Below are 20,529 nucleotides of genomic sequence, written 5' to 3'. Positions count from 1 at the left end.
TCAATATATGTTATAAAATATCAAGATCTAACTCAACACTTTCTCCCGCAATTCGTACGATATCTTATCCGTGATCGCAATGATATCATCCCCAACGTTAGTATTGTTAACGATGATCGTATTACAAACCTCGCGGTAAGGCAATAAAAATTCCTGGTACGACGGCACCACGTGGTTATGCCATTTATACATTACATCATCGTGCGAATAGCCACGCTCTAACAGATCACGTTTAAGGCGACGCGCTAAGGCGATATCATCTTCAGCTTCGATAAAGATCTTCATGTCCAGCACATCGGCTATCTCGCTGAAGTGCATAATGAACAGACCTTCTACAATGATGATCGGTGCCGATTTGATCTCTAACACCTTTGGTACGGCGTTAGGGTTATTGAAGGTGTACTCGTGCTTAATAATGGTCTCGCCATTACGCAGATTGGTGATATCATTAAAAAAGTGCTCACGGTCGATGGTCGTCGGCAGGTCAAAGTTATATAACTTGTTCTCTTCCGGCGTCATATCATGCGCTACCGGGATGTAATAATCATCCTGCGACACCAGACAAACTTCCGCATCGGTAAAATGCGTTAGGAAACATTTTAAAAAGAAGGTTTTACCGGATCCGCTGCCCCCGGCGATCCCGATAATATACGGTTTATTGTTGTTGCTCATTAGCCGGTACCCCGTAGCTTACATTAACACGGAAACGTTTATCCATTGCGCCTAAAGACTCGGCAACACCTTTGGTTACCACTAAAATAGCGTCTTTGTTAGATTCATTATCAGCAAAACGACCTACTACTTTGGCAAACACCGTGCGGTTGGTCATTGGGTTAGTAATGCGTAAAACCGTGCCGATAGGTGCGGTGCGGTGCAATACCAATTGTTTTTTAGGGTCGATATCAGCATCTTCCATCCAGGTGGCAGCGCCTTTCTCATTCTTTTCGAACAAGCCATAGCGGGTGGTATTGATATGCTTATCGCCCAGGCTGTCCACTAACGTAGGGTTTGTGGAATCGCGTTTGGCAACTACAGCTTGCGTCTGTTGTTGTGCCGGTTTAGCCGCAGGCGGCATACCTGAGCGTACCGTCAGCAATTGGCCGGGAGTGATCGTGTTATTCTCGATCTTATTCAGCGCGATGATATCCTCTACCGATGTATTAAATCTTTTGGCGATGGTATATAGGGTCTCACCATTAGATACTTTGTACTGTTGGGTATTTGCTGTACTTACCGGTGCGTTGTTTTGCGGGGCAGGTGTTTGTATTTGCGGCGCAGGGACAGTGACCTGGGTTTGCTCCTGTTTGACCGGAGATTGTACCTGCTGCTGTGTTTGGGTAGTTTGACCGCCTTGTATCTGCGACTTGGCTGATTGCAATGCTTGTGCTAAAGTAGTGTTGCTATTTTCGGTCGCGGCTGGTCTTGCAACGTTAGCTGTATGCTCGGTCGTTGCAGAAGTCCCGCTCGACTTGATGTTCAAAGTCTGACCCGGTGACAGTACATCTGACGTTAAACTATTCAACGCTTTGATCTCATCTACCGTGGTATTAAAACGACGTGCAATAGAATACAAGGTCTCACCTGCCGATACTCGGAACTGTTGGATGGTCTGTTTTACTTCGGGTTTAGCTGATGCCATTTGGGCCGGAGCAGCCTTAACAGGCTCTGCAAAAGGTAACTCGGTCGGTATCTTAATGGTCGCGCCGGGTTGCAAAACGATATTGTTGTTGTATTGAATGATCAGGTTGGGTTTAACGTTGTACCTGCGGCCAACGGCAAAATAAGTTTCTTTGGGTTCAACTTTATGTAGGACCACTTTTTTGCCGCTCACATTCTCTACACCTACCGAATCCTTCACCGGCTTAGCCATGGCGATATTTACGGCGGCCGCGAACGGGCATATTAATAACAAAACCTTTAACCTCATGTTGTTTACTTAGTCAGTATTCTAATTTGATCACATTTAATTCCATTCTGTTTTTCAGGTAGATCAAATGCTGGTCGTGCAATACAAACGCCTCGGGCTGCAGTTTTTGTATATCAGAGTTTAAAAGATCGGTAAAAACCAAGTTACCATCCTTATAAATATACAGTAACTGATGCAGTGCATCCGTTTTTTGTGCGTGCAAAGATACAATTCTATAACTGTTATGATAAAGCTTGTGCAGGATATTTGCAAAAGGCTGTTGGGGCAGCATAGTGTGCTCAGTTTCGTTGGCCGTAACCATATCCGGGACAATGATCCTGCTCTCGATGTCCTGATCCAAAACCCCATCATAAGTGCCTGATATCGTCCCTGTTTTAATGTCGACAAAAGATAACTTTCTCGGCTGAAAACGCGTATCGTAACAAACCGGTCCCCGGGTACTCAGGTGATCGAAAGTGCGGTTATAGTCTTGCCATAAGATCTCGCCTGTTGTGCCGTCCAAAGCAGTTAAACCTTTATGCGTTGGGCTACCTTCGGATGCATAGCCATGTAATAATAGTACGCCATCATAAGCTGATTCTATGCCGGTCAGCCAGCGTTCGTCTACCGTTAGTCCGGTGAAGTTGATCTTGCCTGATATCAGATCGGCAGCGGTGAAACTTACCTGTTTATCCTGCTCGCGGCGTACCTCTAAACAGAGGGTAGAGGAGACAGGGTCGATCTCCATCCGCCACACGATACCGTCTAATTGCAGCTTGATATAAGGCTTAAGTTCCATACCTGTTTTTGAGGCGGCAAAATATGGATATTTTACTTTACGGTGTACCAAAAATGACGTAAACAAATTCCGAATACCTAAGTTTGTATATCAACATTACATCACAAGATACCATGGACGCAAAAGAAATTAGCCTTACCGAAAAGGCAGTAAAACCTGTAGTAGATCATTTGAACGATCTTTTAGCTAACTATCATATCCATTACCAAAAACTACGTGGTTGCCACTGGAACGTGAAAGGCCCAAGCTTTTTTACCCTGCACGTTAAGTTTGAAGAATTGTACAACCAGGCGTTGCTTACCATCGACGAGCTTGCCGAGCGTATCCTCACCTTAGGCAAACCACCGTACAGCACTTTTGCCGATTACATTGGCACATCTGAGTTAAAAGAAGTGCAGACCATTGGCATGAAAGATACCGACATGGTCCGCGTGCTGATCGAGGATATGGCGACGCTGATCGGCTTAGAACGCAACATCTTAGATATCACAGCTGATGCCGGCGACGATGGCACCAACGATATGGTGAACCGCTTTATGCAGTTTAAAGAAAAGAACACCTGGATGCTGAGGTCTTTTATTAATGAAGATTAATTTTTAGTCCTTCCCCTGGGAGGGTAGGGAGGGGTTAGCGTTTATGCATATCTGACTAACCCCTCCCTGCTAACGCTCTTGGCCAATGCGCCCCTCCCCGAGGAGGGGTCAGAACATAAAACAAGAAATGCCGTATCGCAAAACGATACGGCATTTCGTATATCATAAGCACTCGGTGTCTTAAACCGAAAAACTTTCCCCGCAACCGCAAGTTCTGCTTGCGTTAGGGTTGTTAAAGGCGAAACCTTTACCATTCAATCCGTCCGAGAAATCAAGCTCGGTGCCGGCAAGGTATAGGAACGATTTCATGTCCAAGGCAATGCGGATACCGCGGTCCTCAAAAAACTGATCGCCTTTTTTCTCCTCGTTATCAAAATCCATGTTGTAAGATAAACCCGAACAGCCACCGCCCTGAACCGATACCCGTAAAAAATACGACGCATCAAGCCCTGCATCTGTCATCAGGTGGTCTATCTTGCCTTTTGCTTTATCAGTTATAGTTACCATTTTAGTAGGTAGTATCAGGTAGTTAGTATCAAGTACCAAGCCATACCTGATACTTATTAGACTAAGTCTACCGTTATGGTTAAAAAATAAGTACATAATATCTTGATACCTGATACGATGTACTTAGTACTTTAATTAGTGGTGCGATTTCTCGGTCTCGATCGGTGCTAAGCCGTTCTTTACGCGGTAATCGTTGATGGCCGCTTTAATAGCGTCCTCAGCTAATACCGAGCAGTGGATCTTTACCGGCGGTAAAGCTAATTCTTCTACGATATCCATGTTGTCGATAGCCATAGCATCGTCGATGCTTTTGCCTTTTAACCATTCGGTAGCCAATGATGACGACGCGATAGCCGAACCGCAACCGAAGGTTTTGAATTTAGCATCGGTGATCACATTATTATCGTCAACCTCTATCTGCAGGCGCATAACGTCGCCGCACTCAGGGGCACCCACCAGGCCGGTACCTACTTTGTGACTGCTTTTGTCCAAAGTACCCACGTTACGTGGATTGGTGTAGTGGTCAATTACTTTATCTGAATAAGCCATTTTTTTAAGTCTTAAGTCGTAAGTTCTGAGTCAAAAGTCTGACCCTGTTAATTATATATTTTTAATATTCCAAAGACTTAAGACTTCCGACTTAAGACCCCGGACTTTCTGCTTAATGTTCCGCCCACTCGATCGAGTCAAGATCGATACCTTCTTTGAACATTTCCCATAGTGGTGAAAGTTCGCGTAGGTGGGTTACCGAATGCTTAGTTACCGCGATAGCGTGGTCGATCTCTTCATCCGTTGTGAAACGGCCTAAACCGAAACGGATAGACGAGTGTGCCAGGTCGTCTGACAAGCCTAAGCTTTTCAGTACATACGATGGCTCTAACGATGCTGAAGTACAGGCCGAACCTGATGATACCGCCAGGTCTTTCATCGCCATCATCAAACCTTCGCCCTCAACGTATTTAAAGCTGATGTTGGCTACGTGCGGCAAGCGGTGTTCAACGTTACCGTTCACATAGCTTTCTTCCAACACGGTCAGTTCGCGTTGCAGACGGTCGCGCATGGCCGATAAACGTGCCGCTTCGCTTTCCATCTCGTTGTAGCAAAGCTCGCAAGCTTTACCAAAACCAACAATACCCGGAACGTTCAACGTGCCCGAACGCATACCGCGCTCGTGACCGCCACCGTCCATTTGGGCAGTAACTTTAACCCTTGGTCCTTTACGGCGAACATATAACGCGCCGACACCTTTAGGGCCGTACATTTTATGAGCCGTCATGGCCAACAGGTCAATACCGTCAGCGTTAACGTCAACAGGGATCTTACCAACAGCCTGGGTAGCATCTGTCATGAACAGGGCACCGTGTTTGTGCGCAATGGCCGAAATTTCTTTGATCGGCTGGATAACGCCTATCTCGTTATTACCATACATGATCGATACCAGGATGGTCTCCGGCGTCATAGCAGCTTCCAGTTCGGCAAGGTCAACCAAGCCATCTTCTTTAACGCCTAAGTAAGTAACGCGCGCACCTAACTTCTCAATATGCTTGCAGGTATCCAACACAGCTTTGTGCTCGGTGATCGTAGTGATCACGTGGTTACCCTTGTCTTTGTACATTTCAAAAACACCCTTAATGGCAAGGTTGTCGCTTTCGGTAGCGCCCGAGGTAAAGATGATCTCTTTCTCGTTAGCACCAATAAGCTTGGCCACTTGCTCGCGGGCATAGTCAACGCCCTCTTCGGCCGCCCAGCCAAAAGCATGGTTACGGCTTGCCGCGTTACCAAACTTGCTGTTAAAATAAGGCAGCATCGCTTCAAGCACCCTTGGGTCCAATGGCGTAGTAGCGTTATTATCTAAATAAATAGGAAAGTCCATAGCTGAAAATTATCGATACAAAGATACGCAAAGTTTTAATTTTTATTTACCATTGCTGTTGTTAGGGGTCATTAATTTGCAATATTACACTATGAACAAGGTAGAGCATATCGGCATCGCCGTTAACAGCATCGAGCAAGCGCAAACCATCTATCAAAAGCTGCTTAACACTAACGTTTACATGACCGAAGAGGTTGCCTCAGAACATGTTCTGACCGCGTTTTTACAGACCGGCCCCAACAAAATAGAACTACTGCAAGCCACCGACCCCGATAGCCCAATAGCCAAATTCATAGCCAAAAAAGGGGAGGGCATCCATCACATCGCCTTTTTAGTGACCGACATCATTGCAGAAATGGAACGCCTTAAGAACGAGGGTTTTATTTTACTAAACGACACCCCTAAACGCGGCGCCGATAATAAGCTGGTTTGCTTTGTGCATCCGAAAGGGACGAACGGGGTTTTGGTGGAGTTGTGTCAGGAGGTGGGGTGATAAATTTATCTCATAAGCTTCATTTCTAAATAAAGATAAAAGTCTAATAACACATGAAAATATGATTTTCCATGCGCGTCCAAATCAATTAAAAAATCTGCGGGTCTTACTCCTGTCGCGCTATAAGGAAGGGCACCATTTAGGTTAATGTAAAGTGTCTCCAATAATTTTATGGTCTTTCTGGAAGAATGGGCAATAGCATTCCTGACAGTAATCATTCTGTCATGTTTAATTGTGTCTAAATAGATAGATTGAAGTCTTGATCTCGAATCAAATCTTGTCAAGATTTTTTCTTCTAAGGAAGATGGTTTTAACCAATCGTAATAATGGGTAGACCAATCTGGGCGGCTCGATTTTAATGATTTAAATGCATCTAATAGACTAACGGATATTGGGTGGCCTCTCTTTGGTTTGATAACAACCCCTGGTCGGATTTCTCCCTCGCATAAACATGTTAACGTGTAATTTTCTATAAATTCTTCCCAAATTATAACACATTTTAAAAAACAGGCTTCGATAAGTAGGTCTCTTTCAAAAGACTTCGCATTTAGTACTTCTCTGTCAAATATGTTTTTGGCTTGACCAACTTCAGAGCGAAATTTCAATGATAAAGGTTTAAGGGGGAGCGGCATTATGTTCGTAGGTATTTTGATAAAACCTGATGTCTTGTTACTCTGCTGGTGGTGCTACCAGTTCCTTGCGTAAAAAGTTGTTTGAGCCCCGTGTTTTTGTCAACGTCGTGGTTGTAGTTCTCTATAAAAGCCGTTAACTTCAAACTAATTACGTCGATGTCGAAGTTCTTTTCAGGTTGCTTTTCAAGCACGTTGACGTTAAAGAGTTCCTCTGCAAGAACAAAAAATAACGAAAAAAAGAAAACCTGCTTGGAAAATCTTTCTTTAATAATGGGATATTGAAACAACGCAGAAATGCAGCTAATAAGTTTGTGGAAGTTTGATTCATCTTGCTCCGCTTCATTGTATCTCTCTGTATATGATTTATAAGCTTGGTCGACTTTGATTGGACTTAGTAATTTTAAACCATATCTAAATGTTGTTAACACTTCTGACACAAATAGAGCCTCGTCCATTTTTCCAATTTGTGTATCGTTGAAAATTTTATTTTTTATCCAAAAAATATAGTAGTTCGCTGATAAACTATAAACAAGCTGTTTGAATTCACCCGAAAATTCCGCATTTCTACGTTCCTGTTTATTGAGTGGTTGGCTGAATGAGTTTATTCTTGAGAAAATGGCAATAACGTCAGGGTCGGTTACATCCCGAAGCGCTTGTATTACAAGTTCATAACTTAGTATTCGTTGTTGGTTTTCTAATGGCAGTTGGCTGAAAGTTGCACCTACTAATGAGTCATCAGAAATATTATTAGATAAAACCCATTCGTTATTGAGAAACTCTATGATTGTAGTGATACGTTGCTGGCCATCAATTATCTCCCTTACCCTTTGATTAGATTCATCATAAAACTCCCTTGTGTAAATTACCGGTATTGGAAAATTGTTTATAATACTATCAATCAGCCACGTTTTTGCTGTTAGTGGCCATGATCTTCTTCTACGTTGGAACTTCGGCTGTATGGCAATTTCTTTAGAAGTTATTAACCTTCTTATGTCATCTATCGTGTAATTCCTAATTGAGAATATAAAGTTTTTCATTCAACTAAATTTACGTAAATATAGAAAACATCCTCGCCCGTTCAAGCCTATGGTTTGGATGTATTCCAATTAAGGCGTCTCCCTTAAATTAATACTCGGTTAGGAACTTAAGCGAGGCGCTCAAGTTAGTTCGATTAAAAGTTACAAATGTGTGCCGGCGGATTTTACACGGCGGGGGTAGTAATATTTTAATGATATTTAGCTTCCTTAACAAGGGTGTTAAATTTTTCCCGGTAAGAGGGCACTTGAAAATAAGCTTGCAATAATTCATAGAAATCTACATCGCTGACTGAACCTCCTGATAAGTTAAGCACATCGGTTAAAACCTTGACAGCTTGATTGATATTGTTGGTTTTTATTGATTGGAATTGATTCGAAGTTAATTTTTTGTCCACTTTCTTTAAAGCACCGTTATAAAGATTGAATTCATTTAAGAAGTCGATAAGTTGTTCATGACGATTTTGGTCCTCTTCTTTACTCATATTGTAATTGTTTGAAAGGTTTGAAACTTCTTATAGTTATTGATAGCAATGCTGATGTTAGCAGTGTCTTGGTTTTTAGTATAGACGATCCTACAATAAAATCAACATCTGGCGGGTCAGGGATGTGGTCTGTGCTATTATCGGAAATTGTTCGGTTCATGTTGATAAGGGTTTAGGTTTGGAAGGTTGCCGGTCCTACTTCCGGCTGTCTAACAAATATAGGCAATTATTTTATAAATGCCAAATTTGTTAGCAAAAAAAATTGTTGATTAAGATGCCCAAATCACTCTTCTGCATCCGCTTCGTCCTGATGATCCTTAAAATATTCGCGTGCCTTTTTGAGGCCGGTGGCAATGGCAAGGCCTTCGTCGCCGGTCTCTTTAATGATCTCGTTAGCTATCTCAACCGCTTTGTCGCGCAGCTTGGGCGGCTGGTTCTTGTAAGATGGGGGATAGTCTCCGTTGTACCAGGGCATCTCATTTAGTATTAATGCATTACTATTTCCGCAGCGCTTTGATCACCGCGCCGGCTACTATCCCGCCAATGGTGTACCAGGCCACGGTCATTACCTTAGTCGCATCGGTACGGTTAACGGGTGCGTCGTTCAGGCCCATCGGCTCGGTCAGCGTTAGTGCGCCAATGCCGGCGGTGATCCCGTAGGCAGCGCCGTGGTATACCAGGTTCTTCTTTTTTTTACCCATACCGATCGTGGCGTAGTAAACCGCGTTGCTCACCAGGTCGGCCGCCATGGTAGCGGTGAACAGCGCGTTGCCGGTAGGTGGCTCAATGCCAACCTTTTCCAGGCCTTTGCTTAGGGCTTCCTCGCCCACCAGGTCTACCCGGGGCGCCTCGTGGACAAATTGTTTCACCACCTGGTGCAATACGTTAAGCGCTATGGCACCGGCTATACCGCCAATGATGTTGCTGGTCAAATTTTTCATGGGATGTGTTTATCAAAACAGCCCCCGTATGTTCGGGGGGCTGCCGGTTATTTTACTTTCTTTTCGATAGCCTTACGCTGGTTGCCCGTGGTCGCTTTTGCGTCCTTTACGGTTTCCTTGCTGGTGCCTGTTTTCTTTGCTTCGTAAGCTAACTCGTGCGGCTGATCGGATACCGATGCCCGCTCTACTTTTGTTCCTTTGGTTGCCATGGTGTTTGATGTTTAGTTTTAGTTAAAAATATTAACAAGTTGTACAACCAAAGGTTTTCAGCAAACTGACTTACTTTTTCCAGTCGGTCAGCAAAACGGTCAGCCCGGCTACCGCGGTAAAGGCAATGTTGAATATCAGCTCCTTACGGTTCTTCCTGAAGGCAGGCAGCAGACTTTGCGCCGCGAACTGCGCGATGTTGAACGGGTCTATCTTTTGATGCACCTTGAGTGGGATCAGGCCTTTAACTGCGACGGGTTGTTTGGTGAGCGCCACGTAGGGCAGCAAGATGGCGGCCTCGATCGCGTAGATCACCTTGGCCTGCTTGTTCATTTTTAACAAGGATGGCAGGATCAGCAGTCCGCCGGTCAACGCATAGTCTATCAGCGAATGTTGTTTGGGAGATATGATATTGGTATTCATAGTGATGTTTTTGTTACCGATGCAAGTTTCATTCCATGACGGATATTTTGGCTTCAGGTGTTTACTCCAATTTGTCTTGATCGGCCGGTCGGTCAAGACGATCTCCTCTTATCAGTTCATGTTAATGATGTTTCCTGTCAAACAATAAATTTTCTTATCACTTTATATAGGCAAGAATATATCTACCTATGGAAACCGATAAAAAAGCTTTAGAACCGATCAACGAGCTGATCGAAATGAATTTTGACCACGCAAAGGCCTTGAGTAAGGTCAGCGCCGACCTTGCGGCCTTGGGCGAGAATGATGTAGCCATCTTTAACGGCATGTCTATCGAGCGCCACCAATATGCCACCAAGTTAGAAGAGATGGTCCGCGCCGCCGGCGGCGACCCACCGTACGAGGCAAGCATGGGCAGTGACCTGCGCCGCGCCTGGATGAACGTCAAAAACTCGTTCACTACTGATACCAATATCCGTGAAGTACTGAACGAATGCAAACACAACGGCGAGCAAAGTTTAGAGGCTTATCAAAATGCCTTAGGCCACATTCAAGGTTTGCCTGATGAGATAGTTAATGCGATCAAAGAGCAGGAGCAGGGGGTGAGGGAGGCTAATGAAGCTGTGGATAAGCGGTTGCAGCAGGTGGGGTAAACATCTTGCTTCTAAAGCCAGTGCCAGACGTTCAACCTGCATTTCATTAGGACAGGCAGTGTGCGTTATGAATGTCAGTGGATGTCACTTTCTTTTTCCCGCAAAAAGAAAGTAACCAAAGAAAAACTCCCGGCTGGTGGGACTTTCCTACGATCGGTCAGTGCTTGGGCAGGGACGGTAGCTACCGGAAATTCCCAATGCCGGATTTAGGAAAGTTATTAAATGGTTCGTCTGGGCAGTTGGCTGATCAAATAACATCTTTCTAATTCAGCCCCCCAAAAAAGAAAGCGTCCATACTTACGTTGATGAACAACGTAGATGTGGACGCTTTTATAATATAAGCTTAACTCAGCGCTATCGAAGCTTACAAATAAGACTGCAAAGATCTTGATCTGTTGCCCTGACGCAGGCGGATCAGCGCTTTGTCTTTGATCTGACGGACGCGTTCGCGGGTCAGTTCGTATTTTTCGCCAATCTCTTCTAACGAGTGTGGTGCCATGCCGTTAAGGCCGTATAGCAATACTAATATCTCTCTTTCGCGATCTGCCAATGAACTTAACGAGCGACGGATCTCCTGACCTAAAGACTCGTTGATCAGTTCGTTATCGGTAGCGGCATCGCTGTTTTGCAAAACGTCAAGTAAGGTGTTATCCTCGCCCTGGATGAACGGCGCGTCCATAGAGATATGGCGACCTGCGTTAGACATCGAATCGGTGATCTTGTCAACGCTCAGTTCCAGATCTTCGGCAACTTCTTCGGGCGTAGGTGCACGCTCCAGGTTTTGCTCCAGTTTAGACGACGCGTTCCTGATCTTGTTCAGCGACCCTACCTGGTTAAGCGGTAAACGCACAATGCGCGACTGCTCGGCCACAGCGGTCAGGATAGCCTGACGGATCCACCATACAGCGTACGATATGAATTTGAAACCTTTGGTCTCATCAAAACGGCCGGCGGCTTTGATCAATCCTAAGTTACCTTCATTGATCAGATCGCCCAGGGTAAGGCCCTGATTTTGATATTGTTTGGCTACAGATACCACAAAACGCAGGTTGGCCTTGGCCAAACGTTCTAAAGCTACCTGGTCGCCTTCGCGGATCTTTTGGGTCAGGATCACTTCCTCTTCGGCGGTGATCAGGTCGACCTTGGCGATCTCTGTTAAGTATTTATCAAGTGACTGTGATTCTCGGTTGGTTATCGATTGGGTGATCTTTAGTTGCCTCATGTGGGGGCAAAGATACCCTTTTAATTGTGGACTGAACGTAAATATCTGTCAGGCATACGGTTATTTTGATAAAAACGGCTGTTTTTATTCAATTGGGCTATAATAAGCTATTGTTAAGGCTTTGTTAACCCATGTATGGGCCACCCGGCACGCCCCAGCCCCAATTTGGCATCGGTTCCTGATCGTCGATATTTACATTGTCCAACTGAGAATTAATAACAGCTATCCGCGTACCCCATTCCAGGTACGCCACAAATGCTGACCGAAATTCAGGGTCATCAGGTAAGCTGATCTCATCGGCGGTCTCCAGTAGTAACTCCACCCAGCGTTTGCGATGTTCCTGCGTTAGATGCTTAGACAGGTGCTTGCTGATCATTTTGAAATGACTGCCGTCATCTGTGTCGCTATATAGTGTTGGTCCACCCAAAACCTCGGCCACAAAATGAGCCACATGTTGGCGATGCTCGGGCGACATGTGTTTAAAGACGGGTTCTAACAAAGGGTCTTGCAATACCTTATCGTAGAACTTGGTAAAAAGCACTTCGAAGGCAGGCATACCGCCGGCCCATTCGTAGAGGGAGGGGATGGGTTTTGTGGTTTCTTCCATTGATTGACGAGGGACTAAGACGATGCGGGTTACGAGTAAGTTTAATTAGTTGATAAAATTTAATGGACTGATAATCAGTATTGATCAAGTGTATATGGTGTATACACCCACGCTGTATACACCTACAACCTACTCAGCTGTCTGCTGTTCATCCTTCTCTACAGCCGGTTCCCAAAGCTCGATAGCGTTGCCTTCCGGATCCAGGATGTGGACGAATTTGCCGTAATCGTAAGTGGCTATCTCATCAATGATGGTCACGTTGGCGGCTTTTAATTCCTCTACCAACGCCACCAGATCAGCCACACGATAATTGATCATGAATGGCTTGGTAGACGGGTCGAAGTATTTGCTGGTAGTAGGGAAAGTAGACCAAACGGTAGAGCCTTTAATTGTCGGGTCGTCTTTATCGAGCCATTCAAATGCAGTTCCGTATGGGCTGGTCGGCAAACCAAGATTTTCAGCGTACCATTCGTTCATCGCTTTAGGGTCATCGGATTTAAAGAAGATACCGCCAAGACCGGTCACTTTTTTCATATTTATAAAGGTGTTGTTGAGTTTTTATATTGATGGTCAAGATAAACATTAATGCGGATCTAATGCAATAGCTATTATATCGCAACTTTCGGGTTTCACTCAACCAAACTCACCACTACCTTTGCGCTTATGCAACTAACAAACCTGCTCCCTTACGAAACACCTGCATCTGGTCTATCTTTCCAAATAGCGCCTTTCGGGTGGTCTCTAAAGGGACGTAAGCTATCGAATCGAAAATATCAGCAGGCGAAATGACATCGCCAAGCGCTGCTGCTGGGTTAATGCGCAACTCGCGCACCTTGGCGCTATCTATAGTTCCAGCGGTTTGCGCAATGCCGGCAAAGCCGCAAAAGCACACCAGGGTCAGCGTAAAAAATTGTTTTACAGGGTAGGTTTAATAACATGTAATTGGTTTGGTTCGGGTTAAGGTTTAAATATATATAATTAAAATACAGGCAGGCATCCGCCCGCCTGTATTTTAAAGTTTATTAGCTATTAGCTATAAAAGGGGCCTGTTTAATGTATTGGCTGCTGAACAATAGATCAGCCATAAACTCGGCCAGCGACGAGCTGCTGATCTGCTGCCCCGGGCAGTCTGTCGTGCTCACCGTCACCTCAGCGAGTTCATCAGTTTGAATTAACATAGGTATGCGGACTATAGACCAATCCGCGTTACTTTGGTTTAAAAGCTGGTACTCTTTTCGCCTTGCCGCGCAACTTTCAGGATAATGCTCTTCCATCCATTGTGTGGACCTTTGGTTCAGCAAGCTTTTTTTGTCGTTACTTACATCAACATTTAAACCGGCGAGTACGATGTAGCGTTTTATGCCGATACCCTGCATCGCGCTTAAAATGTGGCCGGTAGTCAGGTCCGTTATTGGCGGCTCGCCGGCGGGTTGTCCCAAACAACTAATTACCGCCGAACATCCTTGCAACAATTGTAAAATGCTATCGGCATCGCGGGCATTGCCTTTGATCACTTGAAGCAACGGATGGCTGATGGTTAACGTATCAGCATTACGATAAAGTAGTTTAACAGGTATGTTTTTGGCTAATAAATTATTAAGTACGTATTTGCCGGCTCTGCCGGTGCCGCCAATAAGGGCGACGTTAGAAGTAGCGTTCATTTAAGATCGTGATAAAATAAATAAAAAAGAAAACTTTGATGAGCGTGTAAAACGCCATAAGATCAGCGGCCTGGATGGTCGCTGCTTTTTAGAGATATCTATTGAGCAGACCTAATGAAACAAATGTAGCTAAAAATATTGGGAATCGCAAATTTTTCGATACCCGATATTTAATTTGTCGCGATCCGCCACTTTGGGTCGTTGGCGGCAGATCACTGTCGTTCAACAACACTGTAAATATGATGCTTGAATGTTGCAACCTTCAAAATAAAAACTGCATATTTAAACCCACTGCCATGAAAATGGCGTAGTTAACACCAATGTCTGATAAGCCGGTCGATCTAATTTTAAATAGCAGTCGCATGTTGGTTTTGGCCATCTGTATGCTGCTGACAATGACCGCCGCCAATGCGCAAAGTAAATTCACTATTAGTGGTACGGTGAAGGATGCACAGTCGGGCGAGACGTTGATCGGGGCTACCATCACCACGGCCGAGCAAAAGCAAAAAGGAGTGGCCAGTAATGGTTACGGCTTTTACTCGCTTAGCCTGCCGAGCGGAAAATACACACTGCTGATCAGCTACGTTGGGTACCGGGCGACAGAAATAATGGTCGACTTGCAAAAGAATATGGTCATCAAGGCGTCCCTCAACCCCGATGCTGAATTGCAGGAGGTGACAATATCGGCTGAAAAGGTGGTTGTTAACGATAACATCAGCAACCCCCAAATGGGCCTTAATAAGCTGGAACCGGATCAGATCAGTAACATCCCTGTGCTGCTGGGCGAGAAAGACATCCTAAAGACCATCCAACTGCTCCCCGGCGTAAAATCAACCGGAGAGGCTAATTCAGGCATCTACATCCGCGGTGGCAGTGCCGATCAGAACTTGGTGCTGCTGGATGGGGCGCAGGTTTATAATGCAACGCACCTTTTCGGTTTCTTCTCCATTTTTAATTCGGATGCTATTAAGGATGTTAGTCTGTATAAAGGCGGTATGCCTGCTGCATACGGCGGGAGGATATCATCGGTACTGGATATTAAGATGGACGAGGGTAACGATCAAAAATTTGGGATGCAGGGTGGTATCGGGCTGATATCGTCTCGATTGAAGGCCGAAGGGCCTTTGGTAAAAAACAAGAGTTCGTTCATGATCAGCGCGAGGCGTACTTATGCTGATGCTTTTTTAAAGCTATCCGGCGATAGTGTGCTGGAAGGCAGTAGTTTGTATTTTTACGATATCAACGCCAAAGTGAACTATCAGCTTGGCGAAAAGGACAGGGTGTACCTATCAGGCTATTATGGTAAGGACAACATTGGCCTGAAGGATAATTTTAATACCAATTGGGGTAACGCTATGGCATCCCTGCGGTGGAACCATATTTACGGAAGTAAGCTGTTCGGCAATACGTCGCTCATTTACAGCAACTACAATTACAAAGTTAAGGACCTGGAGCAGGGGAGTACCCTTGATGTTTCGTCCAGGATACGCGATATGAGTTTCAAGGAGGATATGACCTGGTTTGCGGGCGATACCCACCGGGTGAACTTTGGCCTTGATATCACCCAACACCAGATCAGCCCCGATGATACCAGGGCAGATTCGGCGAACAGCTCTGTTACCAAAGCCGAACAACGTAAAGCCTATGAGGCAGCGGTCTACGTGTCTGACGAGTGGAAGATCGGCGAAAAACTGGATATCACTTACGGTGCCAGGCTCAATTGGTTCAGCCTGCGCGGGCCGGGTACGTTTTATGACTACAGCGCTAACAACAGGATAGGAATCCCTAAAACCTACAGCGACGGCACGACCGTGAAGGACTATCTGACAGTTGAGCCGCGTTTAACGGCGGGCTATACAATCAACGCGCAAAATGCTGTTAAACTGTCTTTTAACCGTAACTCGCAAAATATACACCTGCTGTCTAACTCCACAGCTGCCCTGCCGAGCGATATTTATGTGTTGAGCAGCAACAACATCAAGCCCGGCATTGGTGAGCAATTGGCCCTGGGCTACTACCGCAACCTGAAGAAGAACAGGTATGAACTATCCGCCGAGGTTTATTACAAGCGGCTGAGTAACCAAATAGATTATAAGGACAATGCCCAGCTTTTGATCAACAACAACATCGAGGCCGACCTGATCTATGGTGTAGGCCGCGCTTATGGTGTAGAGCTGTTCGCCAAAAAGAAATATGGCAGATTGAATGGCTGGATCGGCTACGCACTATCCCGCGTAGAACGCCGTTTTAATGAGGTGAACAATGGCGCTTATTTTCCGGCAAGGCAAGATCGTACGCATGATCTGTCGGTTGTGGGCGTATACAAGATCAAAGAGCGGCTGACGTTCTCAGCCGTATTTGTTTATGGTACTGGCAACTCGGTAACCTTCCCCGACGGTAAATACCGGGTTGGCGGGGTGACGACGTATTATTATTCGGCACGTAATAGCTACCGTTTGCCGGCAAATCACCGTATGGATATTGGGGTGACGCTTGATGGTAAGAACCGTAACCGCTTACGATCCAGCTGGACCTTTGGTATCTATAACCTGTACAACCGTAAAAACCCGTACAGCGTAGTGTTTAAGGATACTAACGATAACCCGCCCCGCACCGAGGCCGTTGCTACCAGTTTGTTCGGTATCATCCCATCGGTGACCTGGAATTTTAAGTTTTAAGCATGCACAAGTACCTCGCCATATTGATCTGCGCCCTTGGGTTAACAGCTTGCCAGAAGGTTATCAATGTGGACATTAAGGCCAATAATACCCAATTGGTGATAGAGGGAAACGTGAATAACATCGCCGGTCAGCAGGTCATATCGATCACTCGTACGATAGATTATGCGCAGACCAACGTTTATCCACCCGTTTCGGGGGCTACCGTCACTGTGGCCAATTCTGTTGCTACATATACTTTCAGGGAAACATCGCCGGGCCAGTATGTTAACTCCACTATCCGCGCGCGACAGAACCAGGATAATACGTTAAAGATCGTGCTTGACGGGAAGACCTACACGGCACAATCTACCGTGCCGGTCCAGGTTGCGCTCGACTCGTTGGGGGTGAACCTGGTCACCATTGGTACAAGGGAGGTGAAGACTGTATCGGTCTACTATCGGGATGCGGTAGATTTTGTGAACCAATACCGCTTTATTATGTACGTGAACGGCACACAGGTAAAACAGATATTCACTGCCGACGATAATAACTCTAACGGAAAAACCATTAACAGTTTACTTTATCAAACCGACATCACCCTTAAGACCGGCGATAAAATAGATGTAGAGATGCAATGCGTAGATGCCGGCGTGTATAACTACTGGTACAGCCTGAGCCGTCAAGGCGGAAATACCCCTAACAGCCCGGCAACGCCATCGAACCCGATCACCAACATAAAAGGCGGGGCCTTAGGCTACTTCAGCGCCCATACCATCCAACGGAAAAGTATCGTTATTTTATAGGTTGGGAAGTTCATGGTTCATGTTCAGAAAAAGTTATTTCGATACAAAACAAAGTACCCTAATACAATTCCAACTATGAACTATGAACTATGAACTATGAACTATGAACTATGAACTATGAACTATTTCCTCGCCAGCAGGTCGCGGATCTCTGTTAGTAGGATCTCTTCTTTAGTAGGAGCGGGTGGAGCGGAAGGTTCGGCTTCTTCTTTACGCTTCAGCGAGTTGATACCCTTGATCAAAAGGAATATCACAAAAGCGACGATAATAAAATCCAGCACATTATTTACAAATGAGCCGTAAGCTAAAGCAGTTTCTGGTTTATCTCCTTCTGCTACCTTCAATACCCATTTTTGTTTACTAAAATCCAAACCGCCGGTAAGCAGACCGATCGGTGGCATGATAACGTCATTAACAAGAGATGTTACGATCTTGCCAAATGCTGCGCCAATGATCACACCGACCGCCAGGTCTACTACATTGCCCTTTACCGCAAACTCCTTGAATTCTTTAATGATACCCATAACGGCTAAAATATTTAATGTGAGGAAAAAATCTTTACTACGAATGAAGTTACGGGATAATTTATAAAAATGGCAAACAAAATATCGATCTGTGCCTTTTCAACAATTATCCGGCCATTTTTATGTTCAAGTTAATTGATGTAATTTTGCGCTACATCCGTATATGTTAAAACAGAATCTTCAACAGAAACTATTACAAAAGTTATCGCCGCAGCAGATACAATTTATCAAGCTGCTGCAGGTGCCTACTGTGTCGCTGGATACAAGGATAAAGGAGGAATTGGAGGAGAACCCAGCGCTTGAAGATATGAGCCTGACCAACATGTCCGAGCCTGACGAGCTATACCCCGACCGTGACCCGGACGAGGATAACTACAACAGCGACGACGACCAGAGTGGCGACGAATTCAACATAGATGATTATTTGCAGGATGACAGCGTAGCCGACTATGGTTCTAAATATGATCAGAACGGCGACGATGAAGAGGAACGCAAGGAGATGCCGATCGCTATCCAGTCATCTTTCTTCGAGAACCTGCAATCACAGCTGGATCTGTTGCCGCTGTCGGATAAGGACTTTAAGATCGGTCAGCAGATCATCGGCAGTTTAGATGACGATGGTTACTTACGCCGCCCGCTAACTTCCCTTACCGACGACCTTGCGTTCTCGCAGAACGTGATGGCCGAGGACGAAGAGGTCGAGGATATGCTAAAGGTGATCCAAACTTTCGACCCCGCCGGTGTTGGCGCGCGTACCTTACAGGAGTGCCTGCTGATCCAGCTCCGCAAAAAAGAGGCCGACCCGATCATCAAAAAAGCGATGAATGTGGTTGAACATTACCTTGATGAGTTCACCCGCAAGCATTACGATAAACTGGAGCGCTCGCTGAATATGAATTCGGAAGAGTTGCGTGCCGTGGTCGGTGAGATATTGAAGTTGAACCCTAAACCGGGCGACAGCAACGAGGTGAACACCAAACAAATGCAGGTGATCCCGGATTTCCATATCGCCAATAATGATGGTGTGCTGATCTTGACACTTAATTCTAAGAACGCCCCCGAGCTGCGCGTAAGCCGCTCTTATCAGGATATGTTCGAGCATTATGATAAGGCATCGCAAAAAGATAAAAAGCTGAAAGAGGCCGTGCAATTTGTGAAGCAAAAACTGGACTCGGCTAAATGGTTCATTGATGCGATCAAGCAACGCCAGCAAACTCTGCTGAAGACGATGAACGCCATTATGCATTACCAGTACGATTTCTTTTTGACGGGTGATGAGCGTAACTTAAGGCCAATGATCCTAAAAGATATCGCTGATAAGATCATGATGGATATCTCTACCGTATCGCGCGTGGCTAACTCTAAATACGTGCAGACCGAACACGGTACTTTCCTGCTTAAATCATTCTTCTCTGAAGCTATCCAGACCGAAAGCGGCGAGGAAGTATCAAACAAAGAGGTTAAGAAGATACTGGAAGACCACATCGGTCGTGAAGATAAACGCCATCCGCTGGCTGATGAAAAACTGACCGACATACTTAAAGACGCCGGCTACAACATTGCCCGCCGCACCGTAGCCAAATACCGCGAGCAAATGAATATCCCGGTAGCAAGGTTGCGTAAGGAGTTGTAATTTTATTTCTTACCACAAAGGCCACGAAGAGAGAAGCCACAATAATATCTACTTAACCTCGTAAGCCACGAACACCGGTCTATGGTCTGATGCATAGGTTTCAGGCACGACTCTGTGTGCCATTGCCCGCCAATCGGCGTTTTTTACGGCAACGTAGTCGATGGTTTTGGTGGGGATCTTTTCAGGAATGGTAAAGCCGCAATTTTGGGTACAACTGCGTTTAAAGCTTTGGTCTAATAAGCGGATCGTTTCTTTGGTCGGTTCTGCATTCAGGTCACCCATAAGCATTACAGGGCCTTTGCGATCGCCCAATATCCGCAGTATCTCTTTCATTTGTACCACACGGTTACTGTCAGGGCGGGTGGCATCCAGGTGTGTGTTAGCGAAAGTAAGGCTGCCCTTGCCGGGCATGTCGATAGTAGCCAGCGACAGTATGCGCTCTTCAGCTTTGATCGCTTGCGGTAAGCGGTGCAGCTCGGTAGTTTTGATAGGGTAGCGGCTCAGGATGGCCAGGCCATATTCGCCGCCATCATGGTCTATCGCTTTAAAAAATTGGTAGTGTAGGCCGGCCTTGCCGGCGATGATCGCGGCTTCGTCAATATTACCCGAACGCTTAGTGTTCTTATCCACCTCTTGCAGGCCAACAATATCCGGGTTTTGTTTTTTGATGGCGTGGGCTATCGCATCAATATCAATTTTACCTTCTTTAGCTTTTGATGGCGGGTTAGCATGATGGATGTTATAGGTGATCACCTTTAACATAACCGCTCCCGGCGATACTTTGTTCCTGATCGGCACTGGTCCGAGTGCACATGAACTGATCAGCAATAAGCAACAAAAGAGCAGCATGTTGACAACGCTCTTGGGCAGACAATG

General features: G+C 45.5%; 26 protein-coding genes. 6 read left to right on the top strand and 20 right to left on the bottom strand.

What is annotated here, in order from left to right:
- Positions 1–27 precede the first annotated feature (27 nt).
- Genes IRJ16_RS02485 through IRJ16_RS02475 form a run of 3 tightly spaced genes read right to left on the bottom strand, consistent with a single transcriptional unit; the run spans position 28 to position 2,705 of the window.
- Complete coding sequence (locus tag IRJ16_RS02485; protein WP_194109931.1) at positions 28–672, bottom strand: uridine kinase family protein; 645 nt, start codon at positions 670–672, stop codon at positions 28–30.
- Positions 656–1,927 carry a LysM peptidoglycan-binding domain-containing protein gene (locus IRJ16_RS02480; RefSeq protein ID WP_194109930.1) on the bottom strand — a complete coding sequence of 424 codons (1,272 nt, stop codon included), beginning with the start codon at positions 1,925–1,927 and terminating at the stop codon, positions 656–658. The genes IRJ16_RS02485 and IRJ16_RS02480 overlap by 17 nt, the downstream gene beginning before the upstream one ends.
- A 13-nt stretch (positions 1,928–1,940) precedes the next feature.
- Complete coding sequence (locus tag IRJ16_RS02475) at positions 1,941–2,705, bottom strand: DUF4905 domain-containing protein (RefSeq protein ID WP_194109929.1); 765 nt, start codon at positions 2,703–2,705, stop codon at positions 1,941–1,943.
- 113 nt (positions 2,706–2,818) lie between these two features.
- Between IRJ16_RS02475 and IRJ16_RS02470 the strand changes: the two genes are divergently transcribed.
- Positions 2,819–3,298: a Dps family protein gene (locus IRJ16_RS02470; protein WP_194109928.1), complete on the top strand. Its 480-nt coding sequence runs from the start codon at positions 2,819–2,821 to the stop codon at positions 3,296–3,298.
- A gap of 180 nt (positions 3,299–3,478) precedes the next feature.
- On the opposite strand, the gene IRJ16_RS02465 is transcribed toward IRJ16_RS02470, so the two are convergent.
- From IRJ16_RS02465 to IRJ16_RS02455, 3 genes are all read right to left on the bottom strand, one after another.
- A complete protein-coding gene (locus IRJ16_RS02465; RefSeq protein ID WP_194110200.1) occupies positions 3,479–3,805 on the bottom strand; it encodes a HesB/IscA family protein in 327 nt (108 codons plus the stop codon).
- 135 nt (positions 3,806–3,940) lie between these two features.
- The gene (gene iscU, locus IRJ16_RS02460; protein WP_194109927.1) at positions 3,941–4,354 is read right to left on the bottom strand and encodes a Fe-S cluster assembly scaffold IscU; all 414 of its coding nucleotides are present in this window, start codon (positions 4,352–4,354) and stop codon (positions 3,941–3,943) included.
- A 112-nt stretch (positions 4,355–4,466) separates the two neighbouring features.
- Positions 4,467–5,678 (bottom strand): IscS subfamily cysteine desulfurase, encoded by a 1,212-nt coding sequence (locus IRJ16_RS02455; RefSeq protein ID WP_194109926.1) that lies wholly within the window; start codon positions 5,676–5,678, stop codon positions 4,467–4,469.
- A 91-nt stretch (positions 5,679–5,769) separates the two neighbouring features.
- On the opposite strand from IRJ16_RS02455, the gene mce reads away from it, so the two are divergent.
- Entirely contained in the window at positions 5,770–6,171 is a 402-nt protein-coding gene (mce, locus tag IRJ16_RS02450) for a methylmalonyl-CoA epimerase (RefSeq protein ID WP_194109925.1), read from the top strand.
- 5 nt (positions 6,172–6,176) lie between these two features.
- Here mce and IRJ16_RS02445 read toward each other — a convergent pair whose 3' ends face one another.
- From IRJ16_RS02445 to IRJ16_RS02415, 7 genes are all read right to left on the bottom strand, one after another.
- Positions 6,177–6,803, bottom strand: coding sequence for a hypothetical protein (locus IRJ16_RS02445; RefSeq protein WP_194109924.1), 627 nt, complete (start codon positions 6,801–6,803; stop codon positions 6,177–6,179).
- Positions 6,803–7,840 carry a DUF262 domain-containing protein gene (locus tag IRJ16_RS02440; RefSeq protein ID WP_194109923.1) on the bottom strand — a complete coding sequence of 346 codons (1,038 nt, stop codon included), beginning with the start codon at positions 7,838–7,840 and terminating at the stop codon, positions 6,803–6,805. Before IRJ16_RS02440 ends, IRJ16_RS02445 begins: the two co-directional genes overlap by 1 nt.
- 188 nt (positions 7,841–8,028) lie before the next feature.
- Complete coding sequence (locus tag IRJ16_RS02435) at positions 8,029–8,322, bottom strand: hypothetical protein (protein ID WP_194109922.1); 294 nt, start codon at positions 8,320–8,322, stop codon at positions 8,029–8,031.
- A gap of 283 nt (positions 8,323–8,605) precedes the next feature.
- The gene (locus IRJ16_RS02430; protein ID WP_194109921.1) at positions 8,606–8,797 is read right to left on the bottom strand and encodes a DUF2188 domain-containing protein; all 192 of its coding nucleotides are present in this window, start codon (positions 8,795–8,797) and stop codon (positions 8,606–8,608) included.
- A 22-nt stretch (positions 8,798–8,819) separates the two neighbouring features.
- Positions 8,820–9,263 carry a hypothetical protein gene (locus IRJ16_RS02425; RefSeq protein ID WP_194109920.1) on the bottom strand — a complete coding sequence of 148 codons (444 nt, stop codon included), beginning with the start codon at positions 9,261–9,263 and terminating at the stop codon, positions 8,820–8,822.
- A gap of 47 nt (positions 9,264–9,310) precedes the next feature.
- The gene (locus IRJ16_RS02420) at positions 9,311–9,472 is read right to left on the bottom strand and encodes a DUF3606 domain-containing protein (protein WP_194109919.1); all 162 of its coding nucleotides are present in this window, start codon (positions 9,470–9,472) and stop codon (positions 9,311–9,313) included.
- A 70-nt stretch (positions 9,473–9,542) separates the two neighbouring features.
- On the bottom strand, positions 9,543–9,893 hold the full coding sequence (locus IRJ16_RS02415) for a hypothetical protein (protein WP_194109918.1): 351 nt from the start codon (positions 9,891–9,893) through the stop codon (positions 9,543–9,545).
- A 188-nt stretch (positions 9,894–10,081) separates the two neighbouring features.
- Here IRJ16_RS02415 and IRJ16_RS02410 point away from each other — a divergent pair, with 188 nt between their 5' ends.
- Positions 10,082–10,543, top strand: a complete 462-nt coding sequence (locus IRJ16_RS02410; protein ID WP_194109917.1) for a PA2169 family four-helix-bundle protein — start codon at positions 10,082–10,084, stop codon at positions 10,541–10,543.
- A gap of 364 nt (positions 10,544–10,907) precedes the next feature.
- On the opposite strand, the gene IRJ16_RS02405 is transcribed toward IRJ16_RS02410, so the two are convergent.
- The 5 genes from IRJ16_RS02405 to IRJ16_RS02385 all read right to left on the bottom strand — a co-directional run bounded on the left by IRJ16_RS02405 (position 10,908) and on the right by IRJ16_RS02385 (position 14,033).
- Positions 10,908–11,765, bottom strand: coding sequence for a sigma-70 family RNA polymerase sigma factor (locus IRJ16_RS02405; RefSeq protein ID WP_194109916.1), 858 nt, complete (start codon positions 11,763–11,765; stop codon positions 10,908–10,910).
- 124 nt (positions 11,766–11,889) lie between these two features.
- Positions 11,890–12,372 (bottom strand): group II truncated hemoglobin, encoded by a 483-nt coding sequence (locus IRJ16_RS02400; RefSeq protein WP_194109915.1) that lies wholly within the window; start codon positions 12,370–12,372, stop codon positions 11,890–11,892.
- Positions 12,373–12,501: 129 nt separating this feature from the next.
- Positions 12,502–12,906, bottom strand: coding sequence for a VOC family protein (locus tag IRJ16_RS02395; protein ID WP_194109914.1), 405 nt, complete (start codon positions 12,904–12,906; stop codon positions 12,502–12,504).
- Between the two features lie 127 nt (positions 12,907–13,033).
- The gene (locus tag IRJ16_RS02390) at positions 13,034–13,264 is read right to left on the bottom strand and encodes a hypothetical protein (RefSeq protein WP_194109913.1); all 231 of its coding nucleotides are present in this window, start codon (positions 13,262–13,264) and stop codon (positions 13,034–13,036) included.
- 130 nt (positions 13,265–13,394) lie between these two features.
- Entirely contained in the window at positions 13,395–14,033 is a 639-nt protein-coding gene (locus tag IRJ16_RS02385; protein ID WP_194109912.1) for an NAD(P)-dependent oxidoreductase, read from the bottom strand.
- Between the two features lie 320 nt (positions 14,034–14,353).
- On the opposite strand from IRJ16_RS02385, the gene IRJ16_RS02380 reads away from it, so the two are divergent.
- Both IRJ16_RS02380 and IRJ16_RS02375 read left to right on the top strand, forming a co-directional pair.
- On the top strand, positions 14,354–16,711 hold the full coding sequence (locus tag IRJ16_RS02380) for a TonB-dependent receptor (protein WP_194109911.1): 2,358 nt from the start codon (positions 14,354–14,356) through the stop codon (positions 16,709–16,711).
- 2 nt (positions 16,712–16,713) lie between these two features.
- The gene (locus IRJ16_RS02375) at positions 16,714–17,496 is read left to right on the top strand and encodes a DUF4249 family protein (RefSeq protein WP_194109910.1); all 783 of its coding nucleotides are present in this window, start codon (positions 16,714–16,716) and stop codon (positions 17,494–17,496) included.
- Positions 17,497–17,618: 122 nt separating this feature from the next.
- On the opposite strand, the gene mscL is transcribed toward IRJ16_RS02375, so the two are convergent.
- Positions 17,619–18,020: a large-conductance mechanosensitive channel protein MscL gene (gene mscL, locus IRJ16_RS02370; protein ID WP_228079752.1), complete on the bottom strand. Its 402-nt coding sequence runs from the start codon at positions 18,018–18,020 to the stop codon at positions 17,619–17,621.
- Between the two features lie 163 nt (positions 18,021–18,183).
- Between mscL and rpoN the strand changes: the two genes are divergently transcribed.
- Positions 18,184–19,653 carry an RNA polymerase factor sigma-54 gene (rpoN, locus tag IRJ16_RS02365; protein ID WP_194109909.1) on the top strand — a complete coding sequence of 490 codons (1,470 nt, stop codon included), beginning with the start codon at positions 18,184–18,186 and terminating at the stop codon, positions 19,651–19,653.
- A 48-nt stretch (positions 19,654–19,701) separates the two neighbouring features.
- On the opposite strand, the gene IRJ16_RS02360 is transcribed toward rpoN, so the two are convergent.
- Entirely contained in the window at positions 19,702–20,502 is an 801-nt protein-coding gene (locus IRJ16_RS02360) for an endonuclease/exonuclease/phosphatase family protein (RefSeq protein ID WP_194109908.1), read from the bottom strand.
- Positions 20,503–20,529: the final 27 nt, after the last annotated feature.

Origin of the sequence: Mucilaginibacter myungsuensis, assembly GCF_015222005.1 — a bacterium.
Classification (GTDB): domain Bacteria; phylum Bacteroidota; class Bacteroidia; order Sphingobacteriales; family Sphingobacteriaceae; genus Mucilaginibacter; species Mucilaginibacter myungsuensis.
Note: the sequence above shows the minus strand (reverse complement) of the source record. Positions and strands in the feature narration are given on the sequence as shown.

Excerpts from the sequence above, each read along its gene's own strand:
- IRJ16_RS02485 (WP_194109931.1), bottom strand. The coding sequence starts at position 672 with ATGAGCAACAACAATAAACCGTATATTATCGGGATCGCCGGGGGCAGC.
- IRJ16_RS02480 (WP_194109930.1), bottom strand. The coding sequence starts at position 1,927 with ATGAGGTTAAAGGTTTTGTTATTAATATGCCCGTTCGCGGCCGCCGTA.
- IRJ16_RS02475 (WP_194109929.1), bottom strand. The coding sequence starts at position 2,705 with ATGGAACTTAAGCCTTATATCAAGCTGCAATTAGACGGTATCGTGTGG.
- IRJ16_RS02470 (WP_194109928.1), top strand. The coding sequence starts at position 2,819 with ATGGACGCAAAAGAAATTAGCCTTACCGAAAAGGCAGTAAAACCTGTA.
- IRJ16_RS02465 (WP_194110200.1), bottom strand. The coding sequence starts at position 3,805 with ATGGTAACTATAACTGATAAAGCAAAAGGCAAGATAGACCACCTGATG.
- iscU (WP_194109927.1), bottom strand. The coding sequence starts at position 4,354 with ATGGCTTATTCAGATAAAGTAATTGACCACTACACCAATCCACGTAAC.
- IRJ16_RS02455 (WP_194109926.1), bottom strand. The coding sequence starts at position 5,678 with ATGGACTTTCCTATTTATTTAGATAATAACGCTACTACGCCATTGGAC.
- mce (WP_194109925.1), top strand. The coding sequence starts at position 5,770 with ATGAACAAGGTAGAGCATATCGGCATCGCCGTTAACAGCATCGAGCAA.
- IRJ16_RS02445 (WP_194109924.1), bottom strand. The coding sequence starts at position 6,803 with ATGCCGCTCCCCCTTAAACCTTTATCATTGAAATTTCGCTCTGAAGTT.
- IRJ16_RS02440 (WP_194109923.1), bottom strand. The coding sequence starts at position 7,840 with ATGAAAAACTTTATATTCTCAATTAGGAATTACACGATAGATGACATA.
- IRJ16_RS02435 (WP_194109922.1), bottom strand. The coding sequence starts at position 8,322 with ATGAGTAAAGAAGAGGACCAAAATCGTCATGAACAACTTATCGACTTC.
- IRJ16_RS02430 (WP_194109921.1), bottom strand. The coding sequence starts at position 8,797 with ATGCCCTGGTACAACGGAGACTATCCCCCATCTTACAAGAACCAGCCG.
- IRJ16_RS02425 (WP_194109920.1), bottom strand. The coding sequence starts at position 9,263 with ATGAAAAATTTGACCAGCAACATCATTGGCGGTATAGCCGGTGCCATA.
- IRJ16_RS02420 (WP_194109919.1), bottom strand. The coding sequence starts at position 9,472 with ATGGCAACCAAAGGAACAAAAGTAGAGCGGGCATCGGTATCCGATCAG.
- IRJ16_RS02415 (WP_194109918.1), bottom strand. The coding sequence starts at position 9,893 with ATGAATACCAATATCATATCTCCCAAACAACATTCGCTGATAGACTAT.
- IRJ16_RS02410 (WP_194109917.1), top strand. The coding sequence starts at position 10,082 with ATGGAAACCGATAAAAAAGCTTTAGAACCGATCAACGAGCTGATCGAA.
- IRJ16_RS02405 (WP_194109916.1), bottom strand. The coding sequence starts at position 11,765 with ATGAGGCAACTAAAGATCACCCAATCGATAACCAACCGAGAATCACAG.
- IRJ16_RS02400 (WP_194109915.1), bottom strand. The coding sequence starts at position 12,372 with ATGGAAGAAACCACAAAACCCATCCCCTCCCTCTACGAATGGGCCGGC.
- IRJ16_RS02395 (WP_194109914.1), bottom strand. The coding sequence starts at position 12,906 with ATGAAAAAAGTGACCGGTCTTGGCGGTATCTTCTTTAAATCCGATGAC.
- IRJ16_RS02385 (WP_194109912.1), bottom strand. The coding sequence starts at position 14,033 with ATGAACGCTACTTCTAACGTCGCCCTTATTGGCGGCACCGGCAGAGCC.
- IRJ16_RS02380 (WP_194109911.1), top strand. The coding sequence starts at position 14,354 with ATGTCTGATAAGCCGGTCGATCTAATTTTAAATAGCAGTCGCATGTTG.
- IRJ16_RS02375 (WP_194109910.1), top strand. The coding sequence starts at position 16,714 with ATGCACAAGTACCTCGCCATATTGATCTGCGCCCTTGGGTTAACAGCT.
- mscL (WP_228079752.1), bottom strand. The coding sequence starts at position 18,020 with ATGGGTATCATTAAAGAATTCAAGGAGTTTGCGGTAAAGGGCAATGTA.
- rpoN (WP_194109909.1), top strand. The coding sequence starts at position 18,184 with ATGTTAAAACAGAATCTTCAACAGAAACTATTACAAAAGTTATCGCCG.
- IRJ16_RS02360 (WP_194109908.1), bottom strand. The coding sequence starts at position 20,502 with ATGCTGCTCTTTTGTTGCTTATTGCTGATCAGTTCATGTGCACTCGGA.